Origin of the sequence: Sphingorhabdus sp. (assembly GCF_044338195.1) — a bacterium.
Classification (GTDB): domain Bacteria; phylum Pseudomonadota; class Alphaproteobacteria; order Sphingomonadales; family Sphingomonadaceae; genus Sphingorhabdus_B.
This window is the reverse complement of sequence record NZ_JBIIMC010000047.1, coordinates 1-10,568: the sequence shown is the minus strand read 5'-3', so window position 1 is coordinate 10,568 and position 10,568 is coordinate 1. Positions and strand designations below refer to the sequence as shown.

The following is a 10,568-nucleotide window of genomic DNA, read 5'->3' as shown; positions in this document are numbered from 1 at the left end:
CATTACGAATGCGATGCTCTACCAACTGAGCTAAGGCGGCGCTGGCCTGTTGGCCGTGGGGAGCGCATAGCCAAGTGCGTCTGTGAGTTCAAGTGACCTTGTGCCAAATACGCGGACCGCATGGAATGCACGGGCTAAATAGCGCGCCCTTATTCGCCGGACAGGACCCAGCCGACGCTGATTTCTTTGGCGGCCAGCGGAACGTCGAGCCGTGCCTCGCTAAAATCGACCTTTTCTCCGGGGCCAAGCGTGCGTGTCTTTGCCTTCATTTTCCAGCTGTAAACGGGTCGTTTGCTCGCATCCTTCAGCGTTACCAGCATTTCAGGCACATTTTGCTCCACGGCGGTCGGATTGACGATGCTGCCGCTGGCGATGAAATAAGGCGTGCCATCTTCGCGTTCGTTGAGTTCGAGATTGTCGTTCAACACGATGGTCAGATCGGGCTCCGCGGCCGCGCTTGAAATGCTGAAACCGGGCATTCCAAAATAGGATATAGCGCCGCCAATAGCTGCCACCAAAATGGCAAAGGCGACAGCCGCGATCATCCACATCTTGACCGGTTTTCGGCGGGCCTTGAACGGTGGTTCATGGGCAAAATGGCTCTGCGCAGGCGCATCGTCCAACAATCCGCCGCGCGGCACAGAAGGTTCCGCAGAGGCTTTCGCTGGTTCAGGCTGAACCGCGCGCGTTTCGGCAAAAGTTGGAAATGCAGGTTCATCCGCACCGGCAGCATTATTGCGTTCTGCGTCCAGCGAACTTGGCGCAACGGACGTCGCTGGCGCAGATTGCGGAACGGGTGCAGGCGCAGGCTCACCCACGGGCGTAGCCGGTGGCGCCGCCTGCGTTGGCGGTGTTGTTTCGGCGGGTGGCGCGCTATGCGTATCGACGGGTTCAACAACGGCGGGTGCCGGCGTTACCTGTGGCGCAACCGCTGCCTGAAACCAGCTATGTTTGCAGTTGGCACAGCGCACTTGGCGACCGTCAACCCCAACGGCATTGTCAGGGACAGCATAACGTGTGCGGCAGGAAGGACAGACGAGCAGCATCTCTGCGCATAAACAGCAGCCGCCGGTGACTTGCAACCCTGCTTTCATAAAATGCTGTGGACGGAGGAGGTTCATCGGCGGCTGGTCGCATGAATAGCCTTTGCCCCGTCACGCCGTTTGTGGCATTTGTGGCATTGATGCAGAGCGTGGTGGAATTCGACAATGTCGGGCTAAGATACGGAGCGGGGGTGGAAACACTCACCGACATCAGCTTTACTTTATACCCCGGAAGCTTCCATTTTCTGACCGGCGCATCGGGTGCCGGCAAAACATCATTGCTGCAATTATTATATCTCGCGCATCGCCCAAGCCGGGGTGCAATGCGCATGTTCGGGCATGACACCATCACCTTGCCGCGCGACCGCTTGCCGGGGTTTCGGCGCAGGATTGGCGTCGTTTTCCAAGACTTCCGTTTGGTTGCGCATTTGTCGACCTTTGACAATATCGCTCTGCCGTTGCGCATTGCGGGCGTTCAAGAAAAGGATTTGCGCTGCCCAGTCACCGAAATGTTGGCGTGGATTGGCCTTACCGAACGGGCAGATGCCCGGCCAGCGACGCTTTCGGGCGGTGAACAGCAACGGGTCGCCATTGCCCGTGCGGTTATCGGCCGCCCTGAAATACTTGTGGCCGACGAGCCGACGGGAAATGTCGATCCGGAAATGGCCCGCCGGTTGCTTCAGCTATTTGCCGCGCTGAACAAGCTGGGAACGACGGTTGTGGTCGCAACGCACGACATCCATTTGCTTCAAGAGATTGAAGGCGCGCAGATGATGCGGCTCGACAAGGGTCGCTTGTCTGACCCCACCGGATCTTTGCGTCACCCGCCACGGCCATTGGTTTTGGACAACTGATGCTGCTGGATTTCGCCCTTCCTGAGCATGACCGCAAGCTTATCCCCGAAGGCCGTTTGTCGGGGCCGATGCCATGGGTGATTGCCATCATGTTGTTTCTGACATTGCTGGTGGCGGCAGCTGGGCTGACATTGGCTGAGGCCGCGCGCCAAGGGGGTCAGGACCTCGCACGGCACGTTACCATCCAAATCATCGAGTCAGACCCTGCACAGCGCGCAGCGCAACGTGCCGCGGTCACCCGCGCGCTGCGCAAGTTGGACAGCATTGCAGAGGTAAAGCCCGTGCCGGATGCACAAGTGCGTGCTTTGCTCGAACCATGGCTGGGCGCGGGCGTGATTGACGCAGATGTTCCCGTCCCGGCATTGGTCGATGTGCGCTTCGCTTCCGTCCCCGCTGCCGAAACGCTCACCCGCTTACAGTCAACGCTCCGTTCGGTTGCGCCTAATATACGGGTGGATTCGCACAGCAGCTGGATGGCGCCGTTTTTCGAACTCATGCGCGCGCTATTATGGCTGGCGGCCGCTATGTTCCTATTACTGCTCGTCGCCACGTCGGCTGTCGTGATTTTGGCGGTTCGAAGCACGCTGAATACCCATCGTGAAACGATAGAGATTATGCATATGATGGGCGGCACCGATGTTCAGGCCGCACGCCTGTTCCAGCGCCGCGTAGCCTTGGATGCGTTGCTCGGCGGCATCGTGGGCTTCATTGTGGCAGCGGTTGTTATCATTACCGTGGGTGGCCGGTTCGCAGCAGTTGAGCCCGGACTTTTGTCTGGCGCGCACTTCCCCTATTATGGCTGGGCAATCCTCGCGTTCATTCCGCTTGCCGTCATGGCGCTTGCTATGCTTATGGCGCGTATGACGGTGATTTCGGCGTTGAAGAGAATCTTATGATCAGACGGTCCATTGCTTTTGTCTTGCTTGTCTGGATGCTTGGCTTCGCCTGGTTTGCATTGCTTTTGCCGCAACCCGCCGCAATCACGCCCACCGACGCCGTCGTTGTCCTGACGGGCGGGCCAAACCGGATTGACCGCGGGCTTGAGATATTGGCATCTGGCAAGTCGCGAAAAATGCTGATTTCCGGGGTCGACCGCGACGTCAAACCGCGTGAACTTGCCGCGCAATATCCGGGTTCGTCCAAATATTTCAAATGCTGCATCGATCTGGGTTTCCAGTCTGTCGACACAAGATCGAACGCATTGGAAACGGCAGCATGGGCCAAGCGGAACAAAGTGACCAGTTTGCGGCTTATTACGCATGATTGGCATATGCGACGCGCACGCTTTGAACTTGACCGGGAATTGTCCGCCAATGTGGCTGTCACCAATGATGCCGTATCGACCCGCCCATCGCTGGGTGGGCTGTTCAAAGAATATAATAAATATTGGTTGCGGGCTGTCGCGTCTCTGCTGGGTATGTAACCGATGATCGCGTTGATCCGATCTGCCTTATACATTGCCATTTTCTACACGGGATCGGTGTTTTTCGTGGCCATAGCGTTTTTCGCGCAATGGTTTTCGATTCCGCTAATGCAGTGGGCGGTGCGCGGTTGGTCGCGTTGGCAATATGCCTGCTACCGCCGGATTTTGGCCATCACGATTAAAATTGAGGGCCACCTGCCGCACAAGCCCGTGCTCTATGCGATCAAGCATGAAAGCATGTTTGAGACGATCGACATGCCCCGCATGTTCAACAAGCCCGCTGTGGTCACCAAAAAAGAATTGTTCGACATACCCTTTTGGGGGCCCGCAGCGCGCGCTTATGGCATGATACCCGTTGACCGCAATGGCGGCGCTTCCGCATTGCGCGCTATGCTCATTTTGGCAAGAAAGATGATTGCGGACGGGCGACCCATTGTGATTTTCCCGGAAGGCACGCGCGTCGCGCCGGGCAGCCAGCCGCCGCTGCAATCGGGATTTGCCGGACTGTATAAGCTCATCAACCTGCCCGTCGTGCCCATTGCGGTCAACAGCGGCACGTTAAGCCCGCGCAAGACCGGTATCTGGAAATCGGGAACGATTACGTACAAGGTCGGCGAAGAACTGCCCACGGGCTTGCCGCGCGAAGAAATCGAAGCGCGGGTGCATGCGGCGATTAACGCACTGAATTAATGCTTGCGTCCAAAGTCGGGCGCGTCGTCATCTTGGCCCTGTTCGACAATCGACCGCCGGATGTCACGCGTGCGGCTGAACAACGCCTCCAACTCTTCGCCTTTGTCGTAGCGGATGGCGCGTTGCAGGGCACTTAAATCTTCCGAAAAACGCTGAAGCATTTCAAGAACGGCGTCCTTGTTCGACAGGAACACGTCGCGCCACATGACGGGATCAGACGCGGCGATGCGGGTGAAATCACGAAAGCCACCAGCGGAATATTTGATAACTTCGCTTTGCGTCACGCCTTCCAGATCATCGGCGGTTCCGACAATCGTATAAGCGATAAGATGCGGCAGATGGCTGGTTACCGCCAACACCATATCATGGTGGCGCGCATCCATGATTTCGACATCCGCGCCAAGGCGCTGCCAAAAACTGCGCAAGCGTTCGACAGCCGCCTCTGGCGCATTTTCGGGCGGCGTCAATATGCACCACCGCCCTTTGAACAGGGTTGCAAAACCGGCATCGGGGCCGCTTTTTTCCGTACCCGCAACGGGATGGGCGGGAATGATCATCGCGTTGGGCAGAACAGCCGCAAGCGCCTCCGCGACGCTTTGCTTGCATGAGCCGACGTCACTGACAATCGCATCGGCAGGCAGGTCCGAGGCGAAGTCCGCCGCCACTGCTCCCATCGCGCCTACCGGCACGCATAATATGACAAGGTCGGCGTCGATGACGGACGCGCCAGCGGTATCGGTAACATCGTCGCATATGCCCAATTGGACCGCGCGCGCACGGACAAGCGGGTCGGCATCATGACCAGTAATCCGCACCGACGGCATGTGCGCCTTTACGGCGCGCGCGACGGACGAGCCAATGAGCCCGAGCCCAATCACCGTTAAACGCGCAAACGGCAGCATCAGGCGTTTGCTTCCAGTATCTTGCGCAACGCCGCCATGACACCGCGATTTTCATCCTCAGTACCAATGGTAATCCGCAGCCCGCTGCCAAGGCCCTGACCCGGCAACCAGCGTACGATATAGCCTTGGTCCATAAGACCATTATAGACAGCTTCCGCGCTGCAATTGCCTTCAAACAATATCATCAGGAAGTTCGCCCGCGACGGGATGACTTTCACGCCATGGTTCGACAATGCCGCACATTCGGCCGCCATCCAGTCGCGCCATTCGGCATTATGCTGGCGACTGCGCACGACGAACTCCGTATCCCCAAGCGCGGCAATCGCTGCGGCTTGCCCTGCAGCCGTCACGTTGAACGGCGCACGCACGCGGTTGAGCGTCGCGATCAGGCCAGCCTGACCATAGCACCAGCCAATGCGTTCGGCGGCAAGGCCATAGATTTTGGAAAATGTGCGCGTAATCAAAACATTGTCATGCTGACGTGCAAGCTCCAGCGCGGCAGGGCCGTCATCTTCCAGATACTCGCCATAGGCTTGGTCCAAAACAAGGACGCAGTTACCCGGTAGGCCAGCATGAAGCCGTGCGATTTCGGCGTCGCTGCAATAGGTGCCGGTCGGGTTATTGGGATTTGCCACGAAAACCACGCGTGTCTTATCCGTCACCAACGCCAGCAACGCATCCACGTCCGTGCCATAATCCTTATCAGGGGCGACAATCACATTGGCCGCGGTCTTCCGCGCGGCGATGTCGTACACCGAAAAGCCGTAGCGGACATAAATGATATCATCGCCAGCGCCAGCATAGCCCATGGCGATCAGGTTCAGCAGTTCGTCAGAACCGGTACCACAAACGATCAGGTCGCTGTCGACTTCATAGGCAGCGCCCAATGCCTCGCGCAGCGCAGTGCTGGCGGGGTCAGGGTAACGCGCAAGCGACGCGCCTTTATCGACAAGCGCTGCGGCCGCATGTGGGCTGCAGCCAAGCGGATTTTCGTTGGCGGATAATTTTATCAACACCCGTCCATCATCCGACTTTGCTTTGCCGGGGGTATAGGCGCTGATCGCTTCGATCCATGGTTTGGCGGTAGGCGTGTTCATGCCCGTGGCCATAGCGGCGCACGCAACGAAGCGCAACGTTCGCCCGATTTGGCCAACCCACATGAAAGAGTTTCTATTGTTTCGCACGGCCACGCTGATATGGCGTTGCGTATGCAAGAAGATACGCGTTTCGGTCTGGATAGAAAGGCTCACCTGCTGGGACCAGTGCGACTGGACAGCGGCGCGGAATTTGCGCCTGTCGATATCGCATATGAAACCTATGGCGCATTAAACGCCGATAAATCGAACGCCATTCTCATCTGCCATGCGCTGACCGGCGACCAATATGTGGCGTCCACGCATCCTGTGACGGGCAAGGACGGTTGGTGGACGCGTATGGTCGGGGCAGGCAAGCCCATCGACCCCGCACGGCATTGTATCATCAGCATCAACGTCATGGGAAGCTGCATGGGCTCTTCGGGCCCCGCCAGCATAGACCCCACAACGGGCGAAGCTTACGCGATGGCCTTTCCCGTCATCACCATCCCCGACATGGTGCGCGCGCAGGCGCTCTTGCTTGACCATCTGGGCATTGAAACGCTTGAGGCCGTCGTTGGCGGATCGATGGGCGGCATGCAGGCGTTAAGCTGGGCAGCCTTATATCCCGAGCGCGTGAAGTCTGCGGTCGTGATTGCGTCTACCGCCCGCCATTCCGCACAGAATATCGCCTTTCACGAGGTCGGGCGTCAGGCCATTATGGCGGACCCGCGTTGGAACAATGGCGCTTATTATGGCCATGAGGCGCCATCATCGGGCCTCGCCGTTGCCCGTATGGCCGCGCACATCACTTATCTTTCGGAGGCCGGCCTTACCGAGAAATTTGGCCGCCGCCTGCAAAACCGCGATGCCAAAAGCTTCGGATTTGATGCCGATTTTCAGGTTGAAAGCTATTTGCGTTATCAAGGGCTTAGCTTTGTCGACCGCTTTGACGCCAACAGCTATCTCTACATCACGCGCGCGATGGACTATTTTGACCTCGCCGAACAGCATGACGGCATTTTGGCGAAGGCATTTGCAGGCACAAAGACACGCTTTTGCCTGATCAGTTTTGACAGTGACTGGTTATATCCGACCGCGGAATCGCGGCGCATTGTTCACGCGTTGAACGCCGCAGGTGCTGCGGTCAGTTTCGTTGAGCTATCAAGCCCGTTTGGCCATGATGCCTTCTTGCTGGAAGCGCCGGAGATGAACCGCATCGTGGACGGTTTCTTGCGCGCAGGAGAGCGATCATGACCGCACTTCGTCCTGACCTTGCCATCATCGCCCGCGAAGTCCGCGCGGGGGCCCGTGTGCTTGATGTTGGCTGCGGTGACGGGCAGTTGATGGCCGCGTTGCGCGATACCAAAAATGTCGATGCCCGCGGTCTTGAGCTGAATGCGCACGATGTTGCGACCTCAGTATCCCGGGGCCTATCCGTCATTCAAGGCGACGCCGACACCGATTTGGCGGAATATCCAGACGGCAGCTTTGATTATGCCATTCTCAGCCAGACATTGCAGACGACCAAAAGACCGGATCTGGTTCTCGACCACCTGGTCCGGATCGGGCGGGAGGCATTTGTCTCCTTCCCCAACTTTGCGCAGTGGCGGATCCGTTTTGCCCATATGTTTGGCGGACGTATGCCCGTCACGAAGCAACTTCCACATCTCTGGTACGACACACCCAATATCCACCATGTGACCATCGACGATTTCCGAAGCTTGTTACACGAACGGAATATTGAGATTGAGGGCCAGTGGTTTCTATCTGGAAACAAGCCCCGCGCCGATCGCTTCGCCAACCTGCTGGCGCAACATGCGGTGTTCAAACTGCGCCGAAAATAGTCCAGCGTCGAACAGGTACGCCGATATTGCGGCGAGCATATGGCCCTTTAGTAAAACTCAACCATCGGCTTGGTTTCACGCGCACTGATTTGGCGATCCTGTTTTGCTATGCTTTGCGCGCCCACAGCAGGTGCAATGCGCACCGCACCGTTGGACGGGGCCTCCGGTGGCAGCTGCTGCGACAAACATAAGGAATGCGGGCAAGAGTTAATGCATGTAATTAGCGGCGCCATTGCCGCGAAATACGGCCAATCGCCGGCCAAGTTTCATGCTGCGCCGATTTGCGACAATGCCCCGAGCATTGCTAAACCGATAAAGCCTGTTGCGCCGGTCAACGGGCTTTGCTAGTGGCCCCCTCCTACCTGTCGAGGCGCGTGCGGCCATGGCGGAATTGGTAGACGCGCAACGTTGAGGTCGTTGTGGGCGAAAGCCCGTGGAAGTTCGAGTCTTCTTGGCCGCACCAGACAGCCTGTATTCCTCACCCAGACACGCAAAAACCTGACCCCAGCCAGCTCTCAAAAGGCCAGTTTAGGATAGGTTTTATGATTTTCGCTATGGGCAGACGCTTTCGTGAGCATCTGGTTTACAGGGCTTAAGGGAGATACGCCTCATTAGAAGCCCATCAAGACGACGGCGAATGCTGCAACGCCAAGAAAGCTTCCAAATGGAAGTGCATCGCGCTGATGTTTGGCGATTACATGTAGGCTGGAAACCACAGTTAGTCCGATGACGCTCGCAATCAACAACGTTATCGGCAGGGCCTGCCAACCCAACCAGATCCCCAAAGCGCCAAAGAGTTTAGGATCGCCAGCCCCCATGCCATCATGTTTCCTAAAAAATTTGTACGCCTGCCTGATAATTTCCAAGCTCAAAAAGCCGGCCAACATTCCTGTGGCCCTGCCTGTCCAGGCGATGTTGGGTGTGAGCATCGGACCTGCCAGAACACCCATGACCGCTAACAAAAGCACCAGGCGGTTTGGTAGCCAAAGGTGCTGATAATCCAGTATGATGAGCGGAAGTAATAGCCAGCCAAACACAGCAGCTGCGATGGCTTGCTCTGCCGGAAGCAGGAGAGCGGACACGGCACCGATTAAGGCTGCGATCAATTCGGTTGTCAAAGGCAGAAGTCCAATGCGCCCACCGCAATGTCTACATTTGCCCTTTAACAATAGGTAAGAGGCAATTGGAACGAGGTCGTAGGCAGCAATCTGATGTCCGCAAGTATCGCAGTGAGAGCGCCCCGTTGCCACAGTTTTGCCCGTCGGCCACCGGCTGCACATCGCGGCGACGAAGCTTCCCCAGATGGCTCCCACTATAAGTTGTGATGCGAGCAGGAACCATAAAGGCAATCCCGCAACTACATTGCTGACATGTAACAGACCGCTGTTCAGAACCGGCCCTTTTGCACAAGGCGATAGCCGCCAGCGACCGGACGGAACCCGGCAAGCGTCAGCATCGTACCCTGCTCTGCCGCCTCGGTTTCAAGCGTGACGGTCACCGTGTAGCTGCCGTCCGCGGACAGCCGGATGTCAGCGCGCTCCATGGCCGATTGGCTGACCAAGGGCAGCAATAGTCCCGCACCGTCACAGCGCGGTTGCCCAAGCATGCCATTTTGCAGGTTCAGCCCGGGCAAACTGTCCGACATGATCAGGCGAACTTGCCCCCCTGCCTGCATGCACCGGCCAGCCGCGAATTTCGCCGAGAAGCCTTCAAATTGGATATTTTCAGCTGGAAAAGGCGCAAAGAGTGCAGCAACCGGAAGTGTTGCGTTCAGATTATTGACGGACATGCTGCCAAAACCGCGCGACACTGTCCCTGTAAATCCGGGCCGATAGGGGGCGTTGCCCCGCGACAATAGGATGTCCGCACGGCCCAAAAACAGTGGCCCGACCAAAAGACGCGCATTCACATCGCCAATGGGCAATTTGCCAAGGCGCAAGTCACGGATCGAACCGTCCCAGATGATGCCGTCCACTTTGCGCGCCGAAATGCCCTCACCGCCCACAATGGTCCGCAGCGGCATGAACAGGATCACCGACAGTATCAGCAACACTGCACTGGCGACGACAAGGCGGCGGCTCATGGTGTATCCTGCTGCAATTGGACATCGACGGTGACGCTGCCATTCGTGCCTGTGCGCAATGTGAGGCCGCTTACCGATATGTTCTGCGCCTCAAGCTCCGTCAGCCAGGCAAGCAAAGCGGGCGCCCGCGCCTGTTCGATACGAAAGCTAATCTGGCCCGGCGCGGCATTGCCGGACTTTATGATATCAAAGCCCTTTTCGCCCGCACTCTGCGTAATCAGCAGATCGATATTGGCCGGAGCCGTTGCAGGGGCAACGCGTGGCTTTGCCAGTGCGGCATCGACCGTTGCGACAATGCGCCCACGGCGCTGCACCGCGGCGTCATGGTCAAGTGTTGCCTGCTCGACGGCGGATAAAACCGGCATGATAATCCCAAAGACCAGCACCACAAACGCCGTCAGCCCGCCGGCTGAACCGACCAGCCATTGCTCACGCCGCGTCAGTGCAGCAAACCACACACGTGCTGCAGCTATCATGGCATCCTCATCGTCAGATCGACCAGCGTCGCGCCCGTCGCGTCTGTACGCGGTGTGGCGGTGATGGGAAAACCATCCTGCTGTATGGCGATTAGTGTCTGGTTGATATTGTCGGAACTTGGCGCGGCCAAAACGACCGACAGAACGCCATCTTGGCCAAAGCGCATGTCACGCACC

The 10,568-nt window shown here is 57.7% G+C and carries 12 protein-coding genes, 1 tRNA gene and 1 pseudogene; 7 read left to right on the top strand and 7 right to left on the bottom strand.

Going from position 1 to position 10,568, the window contains the following annotated elements; all coding sequences use genetic code 11:
- Window positions 1–149: 149 nt before the first annotated feature.
- On the bottom strand, window positions 150–1,046 hold the full coding sequence (locus ACIQZK_RS10130) for an MJ0042-type zinc finger domain-containing protein (RefSeq protein WP_397576021.1): 897 nt from the start codon (window positions 1,044–1,046) through the stop codon (window positions 150–152).
- A gap of 137 nt (window positions 1,047–1,183) precedes the next feature.
- Between ACIQZK_RS10130 and ftsE the strand changes: the two genes are divergently transcribed.
- Genes ftsE through ACIQZK_RS10110 form a run of 4 tightly spaced genes read left to right on the top strand, consistent with a single transcriptional unit; the run spans window position 1,184 to window position 4,010 of the window.
- Window positions 1,184–1,897 carry a cell division ATP-binding protein FtsE gene (ftsE, locus tag ACIQZK_RS10125; RefSeq protein WP_397576023.1) on the top strand — a complete coding sequence of 238 codons (714 nt, stop codon included), beginning with the start codon at window positions 1,184–1,186 and terminating at the stop codon, window positions 1,895–1,897.
- Window positions 1,897–2,793 (top strand): cell division protein FtsX, encoded by an 897-nt coding sequence (locus ACIQZK_RS10120; protein WP_397576020.1) that lies wholly within the window; start codon window positions 1,897–1,899, stop codon window positions 2,791–2,793. The genes ftsE and ACIQZK_RS10120 overlap by 1 nt, the downstream gene beginning before the upstream one ends.
- On the top strand, window positions 2,790–3,320 hold the full coding sequence (locus ACIQZK_RS10115) for a YdcF family protein (protein WP_397576019.1): 531 nt from the start codon (window positions 2,790–2,792) through the stop codon (window positions 3,318–3,320). Before ACIQZK_RS10120 ends, ACIQZK_RS10115 begins: the two co-directional genes overlap by 4 nt.
- Before the next feature lie 3 nt (window positions 3,321–3,323).
- Window positions 3,324–4,010: a lysophospholipid acyltransferase family protein gene (locus ACIQZK_RS10110; RefSeq protein ID WP_397576018.1), complete on the top strand. Its 687-nt coding sequence runs from the start codon at window positions 3,324–3,326 to the stop codon at window positions 4,008–4,010.
- On the opposite strand, the gene ACIQZK_RS10105 is transcribed toward ACIQZK_RS10110, so the two are convergent.
- Together ACIQZK_RS10105 and hisC are read right to left on the bottom strand one after the other, a co-directional pair.
- Entirely contained in the window at window positions 4,007–4,912 is a 906-nt protein-coding gene (locus ACIQZK_RS10105; protein ID WP_395634927.1) for a prephenate/arogenate dehydrogenase family protein, read from the bottom strand. The genes ACIQZK_RS10110 and ACIQZK_RS10105 overlap by 4 nt on opposite strands.
- Window positions 4,912–6,009, bottom strand: coding sequence for a histidinol-phosphate transaminase (gene hisC, locus ACIQZK_RS10100; RefSeq protein ID WP_397576017.1), 1,098 nt, complete (start codon window positions 6,007–6,009; stop codon window positions 4,912–4,914). Before hisC ends, ACIQZK_RS10105 begins: the two co-directional genes overlap by 1 nt.
- A gap of 111 nt (window positions 6,010–6,120) precedes the next feature.
- Between hisC and ACIQZK_RS10095 the strand changes: the two genes are divergently transcribed.
- The 3 genes from ACIQZK_RS10095 to ACIQZK_RS10085 all read left to right on the top strand — a co-directional run bounded on the left by ACIQZK_RS10095 (window position 6,121) and on the right by ACIQZK_RS10085 (window position 8,295).
- Window positions 6,121–7,242: a homoserine O-acetyltransferase gene (locus ACIQZK_RS10095; RefSeq protein ID WP_397576022.1), complete on the top strand. Its 1,122-nt coding sequence runs from the start codon at window positions 6,121–6,123 to the stop codon at window positions 7,240–7,242.
- Entirely contained in the window at window positions 7,239–7,832 is a 594-nt protein-coding gene (gene metW, locus ACIQZK_RS10090; protein WP_397576016.1) for a methionine biosynthesis protein MetW, read from the top strand. Before ACIQZK_RS10095 ends, metW begins: the two co-directional genes overlap by 4 nt.
- A 376-nt stretch (window positions 7,833–8,208) precedes the next feature.
- Window positions 8,209–8,295 (top strand) — tRNA-Leu (locus ACIQZK_RS10085).
- A 148-nt stretch (window positions 8,296–8,443) separates the two neighbouring features.
- On the opposite strand, the gene ACIQZK_RS10080 is transcribed toward ACIQZK_RS10085, so the two are convergent.
- From ACIQZK_RS10080 to ACIQZK_RS10065, 4 genes and pseudogenes are all read right to left on the bottom strand, one after another.
- On the bottom strand, window positions 8,444–9,145 hold the full coding sequence (locus ACIQZK_RS10080; protein WP_397576015.1) for a prepilin peptidase: 702 nt from the start codon (window positions 9,143–9,145) through the stop codon (window positions 8,444–8,446).
- A 74-nt stretch (window positions 9,146–9,219) separates the two neighbouring features.
- Entirely contained in the window at window positions 9,220–9,915 is a 696-nt protein-coding gene (gene gspN, locus ACIQZK_RS10075; RefSeq protein WP_397576014.1) for a type II secretion system protein N, read from the bottom strand.
- On the bottom strand, window positions 9,912–10,391 hold the full coding sequence (gene gspM, locus ACIQZK_RS10070; RefSeq protein ID WP_397576013.1) for a type II secretion system protein GspM: 480 nt from the start codon (window positions 10,389–10,391) through the stop codon (window positions 9,912–9,914). The genes gspN and gspM overlap by 4 nt, the downstream gene beginning before the upstream one ends.
- Window positions 10,388–10,568 (bottom strand): annotated as a pseudogene (locus ACIQZK_RS10065) (hypothetical protein); the annotation flags it as partial. The gene gspM and the pseudogene ACIQZK_RS10065, both read right to left, overlap by 4 nt.

Coding starts and splice junctions, on each gene's coding strand:
- ACIQZK_RS10130 (WP_397576021.1), bottom strand. CDS start 1,046: ATGCTGCTCGTCTGTCCTTCCTGCCGCACACGTTATGCTGTCCCTGAC.
- ftsE (WP_397576023.1), top strand. CDS start 1,184: ATGCAGAGCGTGGTGGAATTCGACAATGTCGGGCTAAGATACGGAGCG.
- ACIQZK_RS10120 (WP_397576020.1), top strand. CDS start 1,897: ATGCTGCTGGATTTCGCCCTTCCTGAGCATGACCGCAAGCTTATCCCC.
- ACIQZK_RS10115 (WP_397576019.1), top strand. CDS start 2,790: ATGATCAGACGGTCCATTGCTTTTGTCTTGCTTGTCTGGATGCTTGGC.
- ACIQZK_RS10110 (WP_397576018.1), top strand. CDS start 3,324: ATGATCGCGTTGATCCGATCTGCCTTATACATTGCCATTTTCTACACG.
- ACIQZK_RS10105 (WP_395634927.1), bottom strand. CDS start 4,912: ATGCTGCCGTTTGCGCGTTTAACGGTGATTGGGCTCGGGCTCATTGGC.
- hisC (WP_397576017.1), bottom strand. CDS start 6,009: ATGAACACGCCTACCGCCAAACCATGGATCGAAGCGATCAGCGCCTAT.
- ACIQZK_RS10095 (WP_397576022.1), top strand. CDS start 6,121: ATGCAAGAAGATACGCGTTTCGGTCTGGATAGAAAGGCTCACCTGCTG.
- metW (WP_397576016.1), top strand. CDS start 7,239: ATGACCGCACTTCGTCCTGACCTTGCCATCATCGCCCGCGAAGTCCGC.
- gspN (WP_397576014.1), bottom strand. CDS start 9,915: ATGAGCCGCCGCCTTGTCGTCGCCAGTGCAGTGTTGCTGATACTGTCG.
- gspM (WP_397576013.1), bottom strand. CDS start 10,391: ATGATAGCTGCAGCACGTGTGTGGTTTGCTGCACTGACGCGGCGTGAG.